The organism is Tabrizicola sp. (assembly GCF_041919135.1).
In the GTDB taxonomy this organism is placed as follows: Bacteria; Pseudomonadota; Alphaproteobacteria; order Rhodobacterales; family Rhodobacteraceae; genus Tabrizicola.
Window position 1 is genome coordinate 1 of the sequence record NZ_JAYRUJ010000029.1, and the last position, 18,559, is coordinate 18,559.

General features: G+C 68.5%; 15 protein-coding genes. 13 read left to right on the top strand and 2 right to left on the bottom strand.

The window, feature by feature from the left end; translation table 11 throughout:
* The 3 genes from ACE3UA_RS16390 to ACE3UA_RS16400 form a co-directional block, all read left to right on the top strand.
* The coding region (locus ACE3UA_RS16390) for a PLP-dependent aspartate aminotransferase family protein (protein WP_374647027.1) at positions 1 to 965 on the top strand (965 nt) is incomplete at its 5' end.
* Positions 966 to 1,116: 151 nt separating this feature from the next.
* Complete coding sequence (gene folE2 / locus ACE3UA_RS16395; protein WP_374647029.1) at positions 1,117 to 2,202, top strand: GTP cyclohydrolase FolE2; 1,086 nt, start codon at positions 1,117 to 1,119, stop codon at positions 2,200 to 2,202.
* Positions 2,203 to 2,236: 34 nt separating this feature from the next.
* On the top strand, positions 2,237 to 3,685 hold the full coding sequence (locus tag ACE3UA_RS16400; protein WP_374647031.1) for a TrkH family potassium uptake protein: 1,449 nt from the start codon (positions 2,237 to 2,239) through the stop codon (positions 3,683 to 3,685).
* On the opposite strand, the gene ACE3UA_RS16405 is transcribed toward ACE3UA_RS16400, so the two are convergent.
* Entirely contained in the window at positions 3,682 to 5,418 is a 1,737-nt protein-coding gene (locus ACE3UA_RS16405; protein WP_374647033.1) for a serine protease, read from the bottom strand. The genes ACE3UA_RS16400 and ACE3UA_RS16405 overlap by 4 nt on opposite strands.
* A gap of 174 nt (positions 5,419 to 5,592) precedes the next feature.
* Between ACE3UA_RS16405 and ACE3UA_RS16410 the strand changes: the two genes are divergently transcribed.
* The 8 genes from ACE3UA_RS16410 to glmM all read left to right on the top strand — a co-directional run bounded on the left by ACE3UA_RS16410 (position 5,593) and on the right by glmM (position 16,063).
* Entirely contained in the window at positions 5,593 to 6,519 is a 927-nt protein-coding gene (locus ACE3UA_RS16410) for a glycine--tRNA ligase subunit alpha (protein ID WP_374647035.1), read from the top strand.
* Positions 6,520 to 6,521: 2 nt separating this feature from the next.
* A complete protein-coding gene (locus ACE3UA_RS16415) occupies positions 6,522 to 6,992 on the top strand; it encodes a DUF6446 family protein (protein WP_374647037.1) in 471 nt (156 codons plus the stop codon).
* Positions 6,993 to 6,994: 2 nt separating this feature from the next.
* Positions 6,995 to 9,142: a glycine--tRNA ligase subunit beta gene (gene glyS, locus ACE3UA_RS16420; RefSeq protein ID WP_374647039.1), complete on the top strand. Its 2,148-nt coding sequence runs from the start codon at positions 6,995 to 6,997 to the stop codon at positions 9,140 to 9,142.
* A gap of 90 nt (positions 9,143 to 9,232) precedes the next feature.
* Positions 9,233 to 11,806: a putative PEP-binding protein gene (locus ACE3UA_RS16425; protein ID WP_374647042.1), complete on the top strand. Its 2,574-nt coding sequence runs from the start codon at positions 9,233 to 9,235 to the stop codon at positions 11,804 to 11,806.
* Between the two features lie 166 nt (positions 11,807 to 11,972).
* Positions 11,973 to 12,575: a cell wall hydrolase gene (locus tag ACE3UA_RS16430; protein WP_374647044.1), complete on the top strand. Its 603-nt coding sequence runs from the start codon at positions 11,973 to 11,975 to the stop codon at positions 12,573 to 12,575.
* 173 nt (positions 12,576 to 12,748) lie between these two features.
* On the top strand, positions 12,749 to 13,678 hold the full coding sequence (locus ACE3UA_RS16435; protein WP_374647046.1) for a dihydroneopterin aldolase: 930 nt from the start codon (positions 12,749 to 12,751) through the stop codon (positions 13,676 to 13,678).
* A gap of 25 nt (positions 13,679 to 13,703) precedes the next feature.
* Positions 13,704 to 14,723 carry a dihydropteroate synthase gene (gene folP / locus ACE3UA_RS16440; protein WP_374647048.1) on the top strand — a complete coding sequence of 340 codons (1,020 nt, stop codon included), beginning with the start codon at positions 13,704 to 13,706 and terminating at the stop codon, positions 14,721 to 14,723.
* On the top strand, positions 14,720 to 16,063 hold the full coding sequence (glmM, locus tag ACE3UA_RS16445) for a phosphoglucosamine mutase (protein ID WP_374647050.1): 1,344 nt from the start codon (positions 14,720 to 14,722) through the stop codon (positions 16,061 to 16,063). The genes folP and glmM overlap by 4 nt, the downstream gene beginning before the upstream one ends.
* 393 nt (positions 16,064 to 16,456) lie before the next feature.
* Here glmM and ilvC read toward each other — a convergent pair whose 3' ends face one another.
* On the bottom strand, positions 16,457 to 17,479 hold the full coding sequence (ilvC, locus tag ACE3UA_RS16450) for a ketol-acid reductoisomerase (protein WP_374647052.1): 1,023 nt from the start codon (positions 17,477 to 17,479) through the stop codon (positions 16,457 to 16,459).
* 126 nt (positions 17,480 to 17,605) lie between these two features.
* Between ilvC and ACE3UA_RS16455 the strand changes: the two genes are divergently transcribed.
* Both ACE3UA_RS16455 and ACE3UA_RS16460 read left to right on the top strand, forming a co-directional pair.
* Entirely contained in the window at positions 17,606 to 18,064 is a 459-nt protein-coding gene (locus tag ACE3UA_RS16455; protein ID WP_374647054.1) for an Lrp/AsnC family transcriptional regulator, read from the top strand.
* Between the two features lie 8 nt (positions 18,065 to 18,072).
* The gene (locus tag ACE3UA_RS16460; RefSeq protein ID WP_374647076.1) at positions 18,073 to 18,531 is read left to right on the top strand and encodes an Lrp/AsnC family transcriptional regulator; all 459 of its coding nucleotides are present in this window, start codon (positions 18,073 to 18,075) and stop codon (positions 18,529 to 18,531) included.
* Positions 18,532 to 18,559 lie beyond the last annotated feature (28 nt).

The following is an 18,559-nucleotide window of genomic DNA, read 5'->3' on the forward strand; positions in this document are numbered from 1 at the left end:
CGCTCGAGGGGACCGAGGACGCCTTCGCCACCGCCAGCGGCATGGCGGCGGTCTCGGGCGCGCTGACCTCCTGCCTCCGGGCGGGGGATCATGTCGTCGCGGCGCGGGCGCTGTTCGGCTCCTGCCTCTATATCCTCGAGGAGGTGCTGGGCCGCTTCGGCGTGCGGGTCACCTTCGTCGACGGCGCCGACCTTGACCAGTGGCGCCGCGCGGTCACGCCGGGGACCAAGGCGGTGTTCTTCGAATCGATGTCGAACCCGACGCTGGAACTGGTGGACATCCGCGCCGTCAGCGAGATCGCCCATGCCGCGGGCGCCATCGTGATCTGCGACAATGTCTTTGCCACCCCGATCTTCTCCCGCGCGGTCGAGCAGGGGGCGGACGTGGTCGTCTATTCCACCACCAAGCACGTCGACGGCCAGGGCCGGGCGCTTGGCGGCGTGGTCTGCGGCACGCGCGACTTCATCCGCAAGGTGCTGGAACCCTACATGAAGCACACCGGCGGCAGCATGAGCCCCTTCACCGCCTGGATGCATCTGAACGGCATGGCGACGCTGGACCTGCGCTGCCGGGCGATGGCCGATGCGGCGCTGACGCTGGCCGAGGCGCTGGAGGCGCATCCGAAGGTCGCGAAGGTGATCTATCCGGGCCTGCCCGGCCATCCGCAGCATGCGTTGGCCATGGCGCAGATGGGATCGGGCGGCACGCTCGTCACCTTCGAGGTCGCGGGCGGCAAGGATGTGGCCTTCCGCTTCATGGATGCGCTGGAGATCGTGAAGATCTCGAACAACCTTGGCGACGCCCGCACCATCGCCACCCATCCGGCGACGACGACGCACCAGCGCCTGCCGCAAGAGCAGAAGGACGCGCTGGGGATCACGCCGGGCCTGATCCGCCTGTCGCTGGGGCTGGAGGACGCGGGGGACCTGGTCGCCGACCTCGCCCGGGCGCTTTCGGTGGCGTGAATGTCGCAAAGGGCGCTTGTGTCCCGCGATGAAATGCCTATCTGATGGACATCTGCCCCGGACCAGGGTGATCCGGCGGCGGGGTTGATGCGTAAATCTATCCGGAAATTGACGGTGGGCCAGGTCCCGCCTGAACCGAAAGGACCACCCGATGAACATCCATACCCCCGAATTCGACCGCAAACCCTCGCGCGAGGAGGCCGAGGCCGCGCTGGCCCTGCTGCGGCAATGGGCGGGCAAGTCCTCGGATGACGAGATCGCGCGGCTGGATGCCTCGCTTGGCTACCTCTTGCCGGGGCAGGGCTATCCGGCGTTGTCGCGCGCCTATCCCGAAAGCTTCCGCCCCGACGACGACTATCGCGCCGCGATGCCCGACCTGCAGAACGGCCCGGCCAGCCTGATCCGGGGGGCCAAGGCGCGCATCCAGCATGTCGGAATCTCGAATTTCCGCCTGCCGATCCGCTTCGCCACCCGCGACGGCGGCGCGCTGGTGCTGGAGACCAGCGTGACCGGCACCGTAAGCCTGGAGGCCGAGAAGAAGGGCATCAACATGAGCCGCATCATGCGGTCCTTCTATGCCCATGCCGAAAAGGAATTCTCCTTCGGGGTGATCGAGGCGGCGCTGGACGACTACATGCGCGACCTCGGCTCGTTCGACGCGCGGATCCAGATGCGGGCCTCGTTCCCGATGCGGCTCGGCTCGCTGCGCTCGGGCCTTTCGGGCTGGCAGTATTACGACATCGCGCTGGAACTGGTCGAGGTGGCGGGGGTCCGCAAGCGCATCCTGCATCTGGACTATGTCTACAGCTCGACCTGCCCCTGCTCTCTGGAACTGTCGGAACATGCGCGGTCCATGCGCGGGCAACTCGCGACGCCGCATTCCCAACGCTCGGTCGCGCGGCTTTCGGTCGCGCTGAACGGCGAGATCTGGATCGAGGATCTGGTGGATCTGGCGCGCCAGGCCGTCGTCACCGAGACCCAGGTCATGGTCAAGCGCGAGGACGAGCAGGCCTTCGCCGAGCTGAACGCCGCCAACCCGATCTTCGTCGAGGATGCGGCGCGGCTGTTCTGCGAGGGGCTGCGGGCCGATCCGCGCATCGGCGATTTCCGGGTGATCGCCAGCCACCAGGAATCGCTCCACAGCCATGACGCGATCAGCCTCCTGACCGAAGGCGCGACCTTCGCGGCCGAAAGCCTTGACCCGCGCCTGTTCCAGGGGCTGATCCACGCCGGTTGACGGCGGGGGCGGGGCCGCGTAGCCATGCCGGACCATGGTTGACCTCCGCCCCGTCGCCTATGTCATCGGCCGCATCCTGATCGTGCTTGCGATCCTGATGCTGGCCCCCGCCATCATCGACTGGCGCGCGGGGCTGGAGAACGGCATCGCCTTCCTGCAATCGGCCGCGCTGACCGGGGTCGTGGGCGGCGCCCTGACGCTGGCCACCGGCAATGCCCTGGGCCGGGCCATGGACACGCGGCAGGCCTATCTTCTGACGGCGGCGATCTGGACGCTGGTCCCCTTCTTCGCGGCCTTGCCCTTCTGGATCGGTGCGCCGGGGTTGTCGCTGAACAACGCCTATTTCGAAGCGGTCTCGGGAATCACCACCACCGGCTCGACCGTGATCTTCGGGCTGGACGCGCTGCCCGCCGGGATGAACCTGTGGCGGGGGATGCTGAACTGGCTGGGCGGCCTCGGGATCGCCTTCATCGCGATGATCTTCCTGCCGCTGATGCGCGTCGGGGGAATGCAGTTCTTCCGGACCGAGGGCTTCGACACCTTCGGCAAGGCCCTGCCGCGCGCCACCGACATCGCCCGGCAGCTTCTCTTTGTCTACACGCTGCTGACGATGGCCTGCATCGCGACCTATTCCGCAATCGGGATGGCGGCGCTGGACGCAGTGGTGGCGGGCTTTGCGACCATCGCCACCGGAGGTTTCACCCCGACCGACACCTCCTTCAACAAGTTCGGTCCCGCAGCCGAATATTTCGGCGCGCTGTTCATGATCCTCGGCAGCCTGCCCTATATCCGCTATGTCCAGTTGGTGAACGGCCAGGCCATGCCACTTTGGCAGGACAGCCAGGTCAGGGCCTATCTGCGCTGGCTGGCCTATGCCGTGCTCTCGGTCACCGCCTGGCGCGTCTGGACCACGGGCGACGCGCTGGAGCCGACCTTCCGCCAGGCGTTGTTCAACCTGACCTCGATCGTCTCCTCGACCGGGTTCTTCTCGGGCGGCTTCCCGACCTGGGGCGGCTTCATGCTGGTCGTGGCCTTCGTGGTCGGCGTTGTCGGGGCCTGTTCCGGTTCGTCCGCGGCGGGGCTTTCAGTGTTCCGGGTGCAGCTGGTGATCGCTGTCCTCCGGCGCGAGATCCGGCGGATCGGCAATCCCTCCAGCGTGGACCCGATCCGCTACGCCGGCCGCCCGGTCGGAGAGGACGTGCTGGACGCGCTGATCCTGTTCGTCTCGGGCTATATCCTGATCCTGGGGCTGATGAGCGTGGCGATGACGCTCCTGGGCGTCGATACCATCTCGGCGATCTTCGCTGTCTGGACCTCGATCGGCAATATCGGCTACGGCTTCGGCCCGCTGGTCGAGCGGACCGGCACCTTCATCGACTTCCCCCCGGCCGGAATCGCGATCATGTCGCTGTGCATGATCCTGGGCCGGTTGGGCCTGCTGGCGATCCTGGTGATGGTGCTGCCCAGCTTCTGGCGCCGCTAATCCCAGCAGGAGACCAGCGCCGTCATCCCCAGCCCCGCCGCCGTCAGGTCCGCGGGCGCAAGCGCCGCCTTGCGGTCGGCCTGCACCGGCGCGACACCGCTTGCGCCCAGCACGCGCGCGATCTCGGCGCCCGAGGCCGCGAAATGCACGCCTTCGGGCAGGGTGCGGCCCTCGGCCCCGGCCTTCGGCAGCAGCATCCCGATCACCGCGCCGGTTGCGTCCAGCACCGGCCCGCCGGCATCGCCCGGCAGCGCGGGCAGCGCCAGCCGCTTCAGTCCCGGCTCTCCGTCCAGGCCCGTCACCTCCTCCAGCGTGCCGAAGGTCATCACCGGGGCGGGCAGGCGATCCTCATAGGGATAGCCTGCGACCATGATCTCGGTCCCGGGGCGTTCGGGCGCAAGCTGGAACTCGGCCACCACGCGGGGCGAAAGGGGGGCAAGCGGCTTCAGCAGCGCAAGGCCGCTGGCCGCGTCGGACAGCGCCACGCTCGCCTCGGTCTTGCCGTCGATCGTCACCCGGGCGCAGCTTTCGACCGCCTCGATGGTGGTCAGCACGCTGCCCGCCGCATCGACGAACAGGCCCGAGCGGCTGAGCCGGGGCTTGCGCACTTCCAGTCCCGACAGAAGCCCGGCCTTGGTCTCGGCCGACATGGCGACCATGCCGGGGTCCAGCGCCTTGTCGTTGCGGGGGGTGAAGCTGGTCTCGATCTGGCGCAGGATCCGGGCATCGCGCGCCTCGTTGCCGGGCGCGGAGATGAACATCCAGCCCTTGATCATCCCGCCGGTGAATTCGGCCCGGATGGTGGTGTCCACGCTGGCCGAGGTGCCCCGGATGCCGAACGCCCGCTCGCCCCGCTCGCGCGGGCCGTCCATCGGCACCGATTCCAGCGTCTGCAGGATGTCGTAAAGCCCGTAGAACGCCGCCTGGTCGCCGGGCTGCGAGATCAGGATCACGCGCGGGCCGCCTTCGGCACGGGCGCGGAAATGGACGAAGGGCGGCTCGTAATGGTCGAACTCGACCAGCCCCAGCGGCAGGGTCACGGCAATGCCCGCCTCCTCCTCGACCACCTCGGCGAAACCGAAGGCGGCGGTCTCGCCGCGCCAGGCCTCCAGCAGCGCGGCGCGGTCGCCTGAGGTCAGCACCCCCGTCGGCTCTTGCCCCTGCGCCTCTTGCCAGGCGGCCATCGAATTGCGCGTGCCCGGCCCGAAGGCGCCGTCGATGCCGCCCTGGTAGAAGCCGAACCATTGCAGCGCGACCTGCAATTCCTTGCGCTGGTCCCCGGTCAGCAGCGCCTCGCTGGCGCGGGCCTCCTGCGGGGTCTCGTCCGGCGCGGTGGCCGGCATTTCGGCTTCCGGCACGGCGGCGGCTTCCGGCGCGGCAGGGACCGGCGCGCTTCCTTCCGGGGGCCAGAAGGCCTCGCCCAGGTTGCGCGGATAGGCGATGAAACTGTCGGAGGGGATCAGCCCCTCCCGCGTCAGGCTCCTGCGCTTCGCCTCGGCCTCGGCGGCGGGGTAGGGACCCAGAAGGATGCCGAACCAGCCCGAGCGCAACCGGAAACCGGCCGTCTCGGGGAATAGCGCGGCATAGGCGCGGGCCCGTTCCTCGCCCTCGGCCTGGCTGGGCTGCGCCTCGATCTGGATCCAGACGGTCTCTTCCTGCGCAAGGCCGGCACGCGGGGCAAGGGCGGCAAGCATGGCGAGGAAAAGCGCAAGGGCGGCAAAGGGTCTGAACATCGGAGGTCCTGAAATCGGGTCGCGGATCGCGCCCGACATTAGTGGACCCCGCCGCAGCGGCAAGCCATATCCGGGCGCGCCCGGTCACATTCCCGCAGGTCGGGGAATTGACCCTTCACCGGCCAATGGATAGGGAAGGCGCGACCCGTCTGCCCCGTTTCGCGAAGGTGCGCCATGCCGCATGACACCACCACGCCCCGCAGCTTCCAGGAGATCATCCTGCGCCTGCAGACCTACTGGGCGTCCCAGGGCTGCGCCGTGCTGCAGCCCTATGACATGGAGGTCGGCGCCGGCACCTTCCACCCCGCCACCACGCTGCGCTCGCTGGGCTCCAGGCCCTGGGCGGCGGCCTATGTCCAGCCCTCGCGCCGCCCGACCGACGGCCGCTATGGCGAGAATCCGAACCGGCTGCAGCACTATTACCAGTACCAGGTGATCATCAAGCCATCGCCTGCGAACCTGCAGGACCTCTATCTCGGCAGCCTTGCCGCCATCGGCATCGACCTTTCCCTGCACGACATCCGCTTCGTCGAGGACGACTGGGAAAGCCCCACCCTCGGCGCCTGGGGCCTGGGATGGGAGGTCTGGTGCGACGGGATGGAAGTCAGCCAGTTCACCTATTTCCAGCAGGTCGGCGGGCATGACTGCAAGCCGGTCTCGGGCGAGCTGACCTATGGGCTGGAACGGCTGGCAATGTATGTCATGGGCGTGGATCACGTCATGGACATGCCGTTCAACGATCCCGCCAGCCCGATCCCGCTGACCTATGGCGACATCTTCCGCCAGACCGAGGAGGAATACTCCCGCCACAACTTCGACGGGGCGACGACCGAGATGCTGCTGCGGCATTTCGAGGATGCCGAGAAGGAATGCGAGCGCCTGCTGGCCTTCGAGCCGCAGGACCCGAAATCGGGCAAGCGCATCATCATGGCGCATCCCGCCTATGACCAGACGATCAAGGCCAGCCATATCTTCAACCTCCTCGACGCGCGGGGCGTGATCTCGGTCACCGAGCGCCAGGCCTATATCGGCCGGGTGCGGGCGCTGGCGAAACAATGCGCCGACGCCTTCCGCCTGACCGAGGCGGGGGCGGATCTGTGAATGTGGGGCGCATCAGCGTGGCCGTGATCCTGCTTGCCGCCGCCGTCGGGGGCGCCTTCCTGTGGTATACCGCCGAGCGGGCCTATTACGAACCCGTCGCCTTCACCCCCGGGGCCGAGATCAGGCTGGTGCCGCTGGCCGGCGACCAGCCCGAGGCGATCCTGGTCGCGGATGTGACCGGGACCGATGCCGCAAGCTCGCCGATCAAGTTCCGCGCCTGCTTCACCACGCCGCTGTCGCTGGCCATGCTGACCGAGACCTACCGCGACTATCCGGATGCCGAACCGCTGATCGCGCCTTCCGACTTCGACTGCTTCGACGCCAAGGCCATCGGCCGCGCGCTGGAGAGCGGCGAGGCGCTCGCCTTCCTGTCCGAGCCGAACATCCACCCCGGCGTCGACCGGGTCGTCGCCGTCTTTCCTGATGGCCGTGCCTATGCCTGGCACCAGCTGAACGCCCAATTCAAGGACTGATCATGCCCGACCTGCTGATCGAGCTCTTCTCGGAAGAAATCCCCGCCCGGATGCAGTCCCGCGCCCGCGAGGACCTGAAGAAACTGTTGACCGACGGCCTGGTCGAGGCCGGGCTGACCTATGCCTCGGCCGGGGCCTTCTCCACGCCCCGGCGGCTGGTCCTGTCGATCGAGGGGCTGACCGCCGAAAGCCGGGCGGTGCGCGAGGAGCGCAAGGGCCCGTCCACCTCTGCCCCCGCGCAGGCGGTCGAGGGGTTCCTGCGCTCCACCGGCCTGACGCTGGACCAGTTGGAGCGGCGGGCGGAGAAGAAGGGCGAGACCTTCTATGCCGTGGTCGAGAAGCCGGGGCGAGCGGCGGCGGTGATCGTGGCCGAGGTGCTGGAGGCGGTGATCCGCACCTTCCCCTGGCCGAAGTCGATGCGCTGGGGCAGCGGGTCCTTGCGCTGGGTGCGGCCCTTGCAGTCGATTGTATGTCTACTGTCCGATGAGGGCGGCGCGCATGTCGTGCCGCTGACGGTCGACGGCATCGTCGCGGGGAACGTGACCGAGGGCCACCGCTTCATGGGCAACGGGCGCTTCACCGTGACCGGCTTCGACGACTATGCGGTCAAGCTGAAGCGCGCGAAGGTGGTGCTGGACACGGCCGAGCGTGAGGCCGCGATCTGGCAGGGCGCGCAGAACCTGGCCTTCGCGGCGGGGATGGAAGTGGTTCCTGATCCGGGCCTCCTGACCGAGGTCGCGGGGCTGGTGGAGTGGCCGGTGCCGCTGATGGGCCGGATCGCCGAGGCTTTCCTGGGCCTGCCGCCCGAGGTGTTGCAGACCTCGATGAAGGAACACCAGAAGTTCTTCTCGGTCCGCAACCCCAGGACCGGCCGGATCGAGGGCTTCGTCACCGTCGCCAACATCGAGGCCCCGGACGGCGGCGAGGTGATCCTGAAGGGCAACCAGAAGGTGCTGGCCGCGCGGCTCTCGGACGCGAAGTTCTTCTGGGAGAACGACCTGCGGGTGGCCCGCGCGGGCATGGCCGAATGGGCGGAGGGGCTGAAGTCGGTGACCTTCCAGGCGAAACTTGGAAGCCAGGCCGAACGGGTGGAGCGCATCGCCGCGCTCGCCCGCGAGATCGCGCCGCTGGTCGGGGCCGATCCCGCCGATGCCGAACGCGCCGCGAAGATCGCCAAGCTCGACCTGCGCTCCTCGATGGTGGGCGAGTTCCCCGAGCTTCAGGGCGTGATGGGCCGCTATTATGCGCTGGAGGCCGGGGAGAAGCCGGTGGTCGCCGACGCCGCCCGCGACCATTGGCGGCCGAAGGGCGAAAGCGACTCCGTCCCGACCGAGCCCGTTTCGGTCGCCGTGGCGCTGGCCGACAAGATCGACACGCTGACCGGCTTCTGGGCGATCGACGAGAAGCCGACGGGGTCGAAGGACCCGTTTGCCTTGCGCCGCGCCGCGTTGGGGGTGATCCGGTTGGTGGTAAGCAATGGGGTGCGGTTTGGCATCTTGAAACACTGTGTGCGCCAGGTTGCTATCATTCTTGAGCACGCTGACGATCTGCGCGGAAGTGCGACATTTAAGGATGGCGGTTCGGTCTACTATAAGGCCGCGTCATACGATGGCAGTTCGGTTGCCGCCGACCTCCTCTCCTTCTTCCACGACCGCCTCAAGGTCTATCTCAAGGACCAGGGCATCCGGCACGACATCATCGACGCCTGCCTTGCCATGCCCGGCAATGACGACCTCACGCTCCTCGTCAAGCGGGCCGAGGCGCTGGCGGCGGTGATGAAGACCGAGGACGGGGCGAACCTGCTGCAGGGTTACAAGCGGGCGAACAACATCCTGTCCCAAGCGGAGCAGAAGGACGGTGTCGAATACTCCTTCGGCGCCGACCCGAAGTTCGCCGAGACCGACGAGGAACGCGCGCTGTTCACGGCTCTGGACAAGGCCGAGGCGACGATCACCCCGGCGATGCAGGCCGAGGATTTCCCCGGGGCCATGGCCGCGATGGCCGCCCTCCGCGCGCCCATCGACGCCTTCTTCACCGCCGTGCAGGTCAACAGCGACAACCCGGTGATCCGCCGCAACCGGCTGAACCTCCTGCACCGCATCCGCGCCGTCTGTTCCGGCGTCGCCGACCTGACCCGCATCGAGGGCTGATAGCGCCCGAAGATTCGTCACCGACAGCCCATGTCGCGCTTGCGTGACAGGGGTTTCGGCGTATTCTGCACGCGAACACAGGATGCTGCGGTGCAGAAACACGATCCCATACCGGACTTCGCGCAGATCACGCAATCGGCGCAGATCGCGACGGCAGGCCATGGCTGGCGGGCGAAATGCCTGCAGCGGCTGGTGCGGCTGGACCTGCCGGTGCCGAAATCCGTCGCGCTGTCCGCCACCACCGTCCGCGCCATCGCGGCGGGGCACGGGGTCGACGCGGCGGGCATCCTGGACCATTTCGGCGACGGCCCGCTGATCTCGGTCCGGCCCTCGCCGGCAAACCCCGACTGGGGCGGCCCGGCCACCATCCTGAACATCGGGCTCAATGCCAAGCGCCACGCCCGCCTTGCCGAGACGCATGGCGAGACGGCGGCGGACGCGCTGTATCTGCGCTTCGTGCAGGCCTATGCGATCCATGTCGCCCGGCTGGACCCCGACATCTTCGACGATCTGAAACCCGGCCCCGGCGCCCTGCGCGAGGCGCTGCGGCAGTATGAGGTCGAGACCGACGAACCCTTCCCCGAGGACCCCGCGCGCCAGCTTTCCGAAGTGCTGCGCTCGATGGCGCGGGCCTGGGAGGGCACCTCGGCCCGGCTTCTCCGCCAGGCCAAGGGCGCGCCCGAGGAGGCGGCGCTGGGGCTGGTCGTGCAGGAGATGGCGCAGGGCATCGGGCAGGGGATCAGCGGCAGCGGCGTGATCCAGTTCGTCGATCCGGTGACCGGGCAGCGGCAGATCACCGGGCGTTACCTCGGCCAAAGCCAGGGCCGCGACGCATTGAAGACGACCGAGGCGCTGTACCTGACCCGCGACCCGCGCGGCCCCTCGCTGGAGGATGTCGCGCCCGAGATCTTCCAGACGCTCGTGGAATACGGCGCGACCTGCCGCAGCCGCCTGCGCGAGGAGATGCAGATCGAATTCACCGTCGAGGATGGCCGCCTCGCGGTGCTGGACGCCGTGAAGGTGCCGCGCTCGGCCCGGGCCGGGCTGCGCATCGCCGTGGCGCTCGCCGAAGACGGGGTCATCCCGAAGGACGAGGCGGTCCTGCGGGTCGAACCCCGCGCGCTGTCCGAGCTTCTGCACCACCAGGTCGATCCGCGCGGCCCGCGCGACGTCATCGCCCGCGGCATCGCGGCCTCGCCCGGGGCGGCGACCGGGCGGCTGGTCTTCTCCTCCTCGGCCGCCCAGGCCAGCGCGGCACGGGGAGAGCCCTGCATCCTCGTCCGCCGCGAGACTGCGCCCGAGGATATTCGCGGCATGCATTCCGCCGTCGCGGTCCTGACCGAACGCGGCGGCATGACCAGCCACGCCGCCGTCATCGCGCGCGGGTTGGGCCTGCCCTGCGTCGTCGGAGCCTCGGACATGCGGCTGGACCCGCGCGACCGCAAGCTTGTTGCCGCCGACGGCCGGGTGTTCCGCGAGGGCGACGCGGTGACGCTGGACGGCTCCAAGGGCGAGGCGCTGGCCGGCGCGGCCGAGATGCTGCCCCCGGCGCTGGACGACAGTTTCCGCCGGCTGCTCTCCTGGGCCGACGAGGTGCGCGACATCGGCATCCGCGCCAATGCCGACACCCCCTCCGACGCCGAGACCGCCCGCCGGTTCGAGGCCGAGGGGATCGGCCTCTGCCGTACCGAGCATATGTTCTTCGACGAGGACCGCCTTGTCGTCATGCGCGAGATGATCTTCGCCGACAGCCCCGGCGACCGCGCGGCGGCGCTGGCCCGGCTCCTGCCGATGCAGCGGGCCGATTTCGTGCAGCTTTTCGAGATCATGCAGGGCCTGCCGGTCTGCATCCGCCTGTTCGACCCGCCGCTGCACGAATTCCTGCCCTCGGACCGCGAGGGGCTGCGCGACCTGGCCGAGGCGCTGGACCGGCCGCTGTCCGAGGTGACCCGCCGGGCCGAGGCGCTGACCGAGGTCAACCCGATGCTGGGGATGCGGGGGGTCCGGCTGGGCGTGGTCCTGCCGGAAATCTATGACATGCAGGCCCAGGCGATCTTCGAGGCGACGCTGGAAAGCGCCCGCCGCGGCGCGCCGGTGGTGCCCGAGATCATGATGCCGCTCGTTTCGGCCCGGCGCGAGGTGGAGTTGATCAAGACCCGGATCGACGCCGTTGCCGCCATGGTCCGCACCAGGGCGGGGGCCGATTTCGACTACAAGCTGGGCGTGATGGTCGAAACCCCGCGCGCCGCGCTGCGGGCCGGCGAGATCGCCCAGCACGCGGCCTTCCTGTCCTTCGGGACCAACGACCTGACGCAGATGACCTATGGCCTGTCGCGCGACGACGCCGGCCGCTTCATGAACACCTATGTCCGGCAGGGCGTCTTTCCCGAGGATCCGTTCCACATCCTGGACGTCGACGGGGTGGGCGAACTGCTGCACATTGGTGCCGAGCGGGGGAGAAAGACCCGTGGCGACCTGACATTGTCCATCTGTGGTGAACATGGCGGCAACCCGGAGTCGATCGACTTCTGTCGCCGAGCGGGATTCGATTATGTCAGCTGCTCTCCCTACCGTGTGCCGATGGCGCGATTGGCGGCGGCGCACCTGGCCTTGCAGGATCGGGCGAAAACCCTTTACAATGCGCAACTTGCGGGAAATTCTTAAGAAAATGGCAGGAATTTTCGGCGAGATTTCGCCGAGTTTCGCGCAAAAATCGTGCTAAAAATGCCACAGCGGTAGACCCCCGGACCGCTTTGCCCCTACGTCCCTGCCGGCTTGCAAAGGCGGGGGTCGCTTCCGCCGTTTTCTGTAACAACGACGGAAAAGCAGAATGAAACTCTGTGTCCTGGCGCGAAGGATCGCGCCGCTGCTGGTGGCAGGGCTCCTTGCCCTCCCGGCCCTTGCGGATGGCCGATCCGCGCCGATCGGAGCCGAACTCGTCCGGCTGCCCGCCCCCGATCTCGCTGCCGCCCAGTCCGCCCGCGCGCAGACCGAGGGGCTGACGATGGACTGGCTTCTGGCCCAACCCGCGCCCACTGGCGATGCGGATTGGCAATGCCTGACCGAAGCCCTCTACTTCGAATCCCGTGGCGAAAGCCTGCAAGGCCAGATCGCCGTGGCCGAGGTGATCCTGAACCGCGTCGACAGTGCGCTTTATCCGCGCAGCGTCTGCGGCGTGGTCAAGCAGCGGGGCGGCGGGGGCTGCCAGTTCTCCTATGTCTGCGACGGCAAGAAGCGGATGCGGGAAAAGGCGGCGGCCGATCTCTCCGGCCGCATCGCCCGCGCCATGCTGGACGGGGCGCCGCGTCTCTTGACCGACGGCGCCACCCATTTCCATACCCGCCAGGTCCGCCCCGGCTGGTCCAGGCGTTTCGCCCATACCGCCTCGATCGGGGCGCATCTGTTCTATCGCCAGCCCCTGCCGCGCAGCTAACTGAAAAGTCGCCGCGCAGCTAACTGGAAAGTCGCCGCGCAGCTAGCTGAAAGTCGCCGCGCAGCTGGCCGGACGCGCCGCGCGGCTGGTCGCAAAGCGGGCCGCGGGCGGCGTCTTCCCGCTTGGACCTGCCGCCCCGCATGTTATGAGGGGGCCGAACCGCAGAGGCTCCCATGACCACGAACGACATCTCGCTTGCCTTCGCCCATCCCGAGGACCGGGCCGAGGCTTCGGCCGGCGCCGCCCCGCGCGACCGGATTTCGCTGCGCGACCATGTGGTCGAGGCCGACATCGGTGCCTTCCAGAAGGAACGCGGCCACAAGCAGCGCCTGCGCTTCAACGTCGTGGTCGAGGTCCGCCCGGTGACCGAGCCCCTGGAGGATGACGTCGACCGCATCCTCTCCTACGACCGGATCACCGAGGCGATCGCGGCCGAACTCGCCGCCGAACGGCTGAACCTGCTGGAAACCCTGGCCGAACGGGTGGCCGAGCGCATCCTGGCCGAGCCCGCCGCCATGCGGGTCTTCATCCGGATCGAGAAGCTGGACGTCGGCCCCTATGCGCTGGGGGTGGAGATCGTCCGCTCGCGCGCCGAGGTTCCGGTCCAGCGCGCCGGCGCCGAGGGAAACGAGGCGGTGCATCCGCTGGTGGTCTTCCTGGACAATGCCACCATCGCCGCGCCCGACCTGTCGCGCCGTCTGGACGCTCTGCAATCGCGTGGCCTGCCGCTGATCCTGACCGTGGGCCTGCCCGACTTTCCCCGCGCCGTGACCGGCCACAAGCCGACCCAGCGCCGGATCGACCTGCTGGCCATCGAGCAGAATGCCTGGGCGCTGGCCGCCCGCGATCCGCGCTGCGTGGTGGTGGCGACCCGGACCGAGATCGACTGGGCGATCCGGCGCGGGCAATCGGTGGTCTGGGCCCCGTCCAAACTGGTGCTGGACGCGGTGGACGGGCCGCAGGGGACCTCGCCCGTCACGCTGGCGCTCTGGCTGGCCGAGATGATGTCGGCCACCGCGCTGGTGGTTCACGGCGAGGTTTCAGTCCCGGCAGGAAGCCGCGTGCCGGTTGAAAAGTCGCAAGACTCCCCCCTTGCCAAGTGAATCGGCTTCGGCCACTGGCGTTCCTATGGAATATTTCAGACCGATCGTCATGACCGATCCCGTCCGTCCGGCGGGGTCCTTCGCCCTTGCCGGGGGCTGGTGCTGGTTCGACCGGGTCGAGGTCCTGTCCCGCGCCGCGCCCGCGCGCCTGATCCCGGCCGGCAGCCTGCCCGAGGAGGCGCTGCACCGCCTGACCGCGCCGCGCGCCGATTTCGCCGGGTTGACGATGGACCGGCCTCGTCTCATGGGGATCGTGAACACGACGCCCGACAGTTTCTCGGACGGCGGCCGCTATCTGGCGCAGACCAATGCCGTCGAACACGCCCGCCTTGTCGCCCGCCATGCCGAGATGGTGGACATCGGCGGCGAAAGCACCCGGCCCGGCTCGCTCGAGGTGCCGGTGGCCGAGGAGATCGCCCGCACCGCCCCGGTGATCAGGACGCTGCGGGAGGGCGGCATGCAGGCGCCGATCTCGATCGACACGCGCAAGGCGCCGGTCGCCTCGGCCGCGCTGGCGGCGGGGGCAACGGTGGTCAATGATGTCTCCGGGCTGGATTTCGACCCGGCGATGGGTGGCCTCGTGGCGCAGACCGGCGCGGCGCTGGTGCTGATGCACGCCCAGGGCCTGCCCGAGACGATGCAGAACGATCCGCAATACGGCGATGTGCTGCTGGATGTCTACGACGCGCTGGCCGAGCGGCTGGCCCGCGCCGTGGCCCTGGGCATCGACCCCCGGCGCATCGCCATCGACCCCGGCATCGGCTTCGGCAAGACCATGGCGCACAACATCGCGCTCCTGCGGGCGCTGTCGCTGTTCCACGGTCTGGGCTGCCCGCTTCTGGTCGGCACCTCGCGCAAGCGGTTCATCGGCTCGATCGGCCGGGCCGAGGCGCCTGCGGACCGGATGCCGGGTTCGGTCGCGGTGGCGCTTGCGGGAGTCGCGCAAGGCGTGCAGATCACAAGGGTGCATGACATGGCCGAGACGCGACAGGCGCTGCTGCTCTGGCAGGCGCTGCACATGGATCAGGCGGAGGACCAGGGATGAGCCGCAAGTTGTTCGGGACCGACGGGGTCCGGGGAAGGGCGAACTCCTGGCCGATGACGGCCGAGCTTGCGCTGAAACTGGGCGCGGCGGCGGGGCGGTACTTCCGCCGCGACGATTCCTCGGCGCATCGGGTGGTGATCGGCAAGGATACGCGCCTCTCCGGCTACATGCTGGAGAATGCGCTGACCGCCGGGCTGACCTCGACCGGGATGAATGTGCTGCTGCTCGGCCCGGTGCCGACCCCGGCGGTGGGCTACCTCACCCGGTCGATGCGGGCGGATGTGGGGGTGATGATCTCGGCCAGCCACAACCCGCACCAGGACAACGGGATCAAGTTCTTCGGGCCGGACGGGTTCAAGCTCTCGGACGCCGCCGAAGCCGAGATCGAGGCGATGGTCGCGGGCGAGATCCTGCCGGCGCGGCCGGAAAACATTGGCCGCGCCAAGCGGATCGAGGACGGGCGCGGGCGGTATCAGGAATTCGTCAAGACCAGCTTTCCGCACGGGCTGCGGCTGGACGGGCTGAAGGTGGTGATCGACTGCGCCAACGGGGCCGCCTACCGCGCCGCGCCCGAGGTGCTGTGGGAACTGGGGGCCGAGGTGATCCCGGTGGGGGTCACTCCGAACGGGACCAACATCAACGACCGCTGCGGCTCCACCCACCCCGAGACCGCCGCCGAGGCGGTGGTCGCCCATGGCGCGCATGTCGGGATCAGCCTGGATGGCGACGCCGACCGGGTGATGATCCTGGACGAGTCCGGACGGGTCGCCGACGGGGACCAGATCATGGCGCTGCTCGCCGCCCGCTGGGCCGAGGAGGGGCGGCTTTCCGGCGGCGCGCTGGTCGCGACGGTGATGTCGAACCTCGGGCTGGAACGCTTCCTGCAGGGCCGCGGCCTGAGGCTGGAGCGGACGGCGGTGGGCGACCGCTACGTCGTCGAACGGATGCGCGAGGGCGGGTTCAACCTTGGAGGCGAGCAGTCGGGTCACATCGTGATGACCGACTATGCGACCACCGGCGACGGGCTGATCGCGGCGCTGCAGTTCCTGGCCGAGATGGTCCGCACCGGGACGCCGGCCTCGGAACTGACCCGGAGCTTCGAGACCGTGCCGCAGCTTCTGAAGAATGTCCGCTTCCCGGATGGCGTGCGCCCGCTGGAAGTGGCGGCGGTGCAGCGGGCGATAGAGGAGAGCGAGGCCCGGATCGCCGGACGCGGCCGCATCCTGATCCGCAAGTCCGGGACCGAGCCCCTGATCCGGGTGATGGCCGAATGCGAGGACGAGGGCCTGCTGGCCCAGGTGGTGGACGAGATCGTGGGCGCGGTGCAGGCGGCGGTCTGACCACCGTGGACAGTTTTCTCGCCCGAGTGAAATCAATGGCTTGCGGGCTGACGTTCACGAGATCTTAAGACTCTGACCGCCATCCCGGTCAGGCCTTCCGCCTTGGCGAGGCCTGGACCGGGACGCAAGGGCAGGGATTTCACGCCGAGGGGGAAGCGGTCGGGGAACTTCGGACGGGTGGGGCGGGTTGGTCCTGCGACGGGTGCCGCTCGGGCGCCCCTGGAATGGAGAATACCGATGTTGGAAGCAATGGCCTCTCCGCCTGTCCTGCTTGGACTTGCGGCCCTGGCGCTTTTGGCGCTGACCCTGCGCCCGCGCGGCCAGGCCCTCGCCATCCCGGTCCGCGAATAGGACAGGGCGCCCGCCGGGGCGCCCTTCCTGTTTCCCGCGCGATCAGTTGCGCGCGCGGTCGACCATCTTGCCCTTGGAGATCCAGGGCATCATCGCGCGCAGCTTCTCGCCGACCTGCTCGATCTGATGCTCGTCGTTGATGCGGCGGGTCGCCTTGAAGAACGGCTGGCCGACGGCGTTTTCCTGCATGAAGTCGCGGACGAACTTGCCGGTCTGGATGTCGCGCAGCACCGCCTTCATCCGGGCCTTGGTCTCGTCATAGGGCAGGATGCGCGGGCCGGAGACATATTCGCCATACTCGGCCGTGTTCGAGATCGAGTAGTTCATGTTGGCGATGCCGCCTTCGTAGATCAGGTCGACGATCAGCTTCACCTCGTGCAGGCATTCGAAATAGGCCATCTCGGGCTCGTAGCCGGCCTCGACCAGCGTCTCGAAACCCATGCGGATCAGTTCCACCAGGCCGCCGCAAAGCACGGCCTGTTCGCCGAAGAGGTCGGTTTCGCATTCCTGGCGGAAGTTGGTCTCGATGATGCCCGAACGGCCGCCGCCGATGGCGGAGCAGTAGCTGAGGCCGATTTCCATCGCCTTGCCGGTCGCGTCCTGATGCACGGCCACCAGGCAGGGCACGCCGCCGCCCTTGGTATATTCGCCGCGCACGGTATGGCCGGGGCCCTTCGGGGCCATCATGATGACGTCGACGCCCTTCTTCGGCTCGATCAGGCCGAAGTGGACGTTCAGGCCGTGGGCGAAGGCAATCGCCGCGCCTTCGCGCAGGTTGTCGTGGACGTATTTCTTGTAGGTCTCGGCCTGCAGTTCATCGGGCATGGTGAACATGATCAGGTCGGCCCAGGCGGCGGCCTCGGCTAGCCCCATGACCTTCAGGCCCTCTGCTTCGGCCTTCTTGGCGGAGGGCGAGCCTTCGCGCAGCGCCACGACCAGGTTCTTCGCGCCCGAATCGCGCAGGTTCAGCGCATGGGCATGGCCCTGGGAGCCATAGCCGAGAATGGCGACCTTCTTGTCCTTGATCAGGTTCACATCGCAGTCGCGGTCGTAGTAAACGCGCATCGGGCGTCTCCTTGCTGTTGATGGCGGCAAGATAGGGGTTTTGCGGCTGAGGACCGTGCAATCTTTGACGAATGGCACGGTTTCTGCGAATGATCATTCCAGAAATTGCCGGATCACGGATAATCCATGCAGATCGACGATACCGACCGCCGCATCCTGCGGCATTGGCTGGCCGAGCCGGGGCTGGAGCGTTCCGCGCTGGCCGAGCGGGCGGGGGTCACGCCGGCGACGCTCTGGCGCAGGCTGGACCGGCTGCGGGCGGGCGGGGTGATCCAGCGGGAGCGCGCCGTGATCGACTGGCGGGCGCTGGGATACGCGGTCGAGGTCTCGTTGCGTTTCGCGCTGGACAAGACCAACCCGCGCGCCTTCGACGAATTCATCGCGGCGGCAAGGGAGGTGCCGGAGGTGACCTCGATCGAGACCTTCCTTGGCCGGGTCGACATGCGCCTGACGGTGATCGCGCGGGACATGGGGCACTGGACCGGGATCTACCGCGACCGGATCCTGACCCTGCCGCATATCGCCGAGGTGGAGGCCCTGATGCTGGTCTCGACCATCAAGGAGACGGGGGGGCTGCCGCTGTGACCGTGAGCGTGATCGATCTGGATGACACCGACCGGGCGATCCTGCGGGCGCTGGCGGGGGATGGCACGCTTTCGGCCGGGGAGCTGGGGCGGCGGCTGGGGCTGTCGCAGCCGGCGGCCTGGCGGCGGGTGCGGCGGCTGGAGGAGGCGGGGGTGCTGAAGGGCCTTGCGGTCGAGGTGGACCGCGAGAAGCTGGGTTTCGGGGTGACGGTGTTCCTGGGGGTGAAGCTGGCCACCAAGGGTCGGGTTTCCCTGGAGGATTTCGAACGCGCGGTGCAGGCGATTCCGGAGGTGCAGGTGGTGCAGCATGTGCTGGGCCTCTTCGACTATCGCCTGCGGGTGGTGGCGCGCGACCTGAGCGACTTCGAGCGCGTGCTGCGGCGGCGGATCATGACGCTGCCGGGGGTGGGCAACGTCGAGGCCAATGTGCTTTTGACCGAGGAGCGCCGGCCGGGGCCGTTGGGCTAGCGGGCAGGGGGCAAGGGTGCCGACCTTG

Bases quoted from the DNA above. Each gene is read 5' to 3' on its own strand.
- folE2 (WP_374647029.1), top strand. From the start codon at position 1,117: ATGAACATCCATACCCCCGAATTCGACCGCAAACCCTCGCGCGAGGAG.
- ACE3UA_RS16400 (WP_374647031.1), top strand. From the start codon at position 2,237: ATGGTTGACCTCCGCCCCGTCGCCTATGTCATCGGCCGCATCCTGATC.
- ACE3UA_RS16405 (WP_374647033.1), bottom strand. From the start codon at position 5,418: ATGTTCAGACCCTTTGCCGCCCTTGCGCTTTTCCTCGCCATGCTTGCC.
- ACE3UA_RS16410 (WP_374647035.1), top strand. From the start codon at position 5,593: ATGCCGCATGACACCACCACGCCCCGCAGCTTCCAGGAGATCATCCTG.
- glyS (WP_374647039.1), top strand. From the start codon at position 6,995: ATGCCCGACCTGCTGATCGAGCTCTTCTCGGAAGAAATCCCCGCCCGG.
- ACE3UA_RS16430 (WP_374647044.1), top strand. From the start codon at position 11,973: ATGAAACTCTGTGTCCTGGCGCGAAGGATCGCGCCGCTGCTGGTGGCA.
- ACE3UA_RS16435 (WP_374647046.1), top strand. From the start codon at position 12,749: ATGACCACGAACGACATCTCGCTTGCCTTCGCCCATCCCGAGGACCGG.
- folP (WP_374647048.1), top strand. From the start codon at position 13,704: ATGGAATATTTCAGACCGATCGTCATGACCGATCCCGTCCGTCCGGCG.
- glmM (WP_374647050.1), top strand. From the start codon at position 14,720: ATGAGCCGCAAGTTGTTCGGGACCGACGGGGTCCGGGGAAGGGCGAAC.
- ilvC (WP_374647052.1), bottom strand. From the start codon at position 17,479: ATGCGCGTTTACTACGACCGCGACTGCGATGTGAACCTGATCAAGGAC.
- ACE3UA_RS16455 (WP_374647054.1), top strand. From the start codon at position 17,606: ATGCAGATCGACGATACCGACCGCCGCATCCTGCGGCATTGGCTGGCC.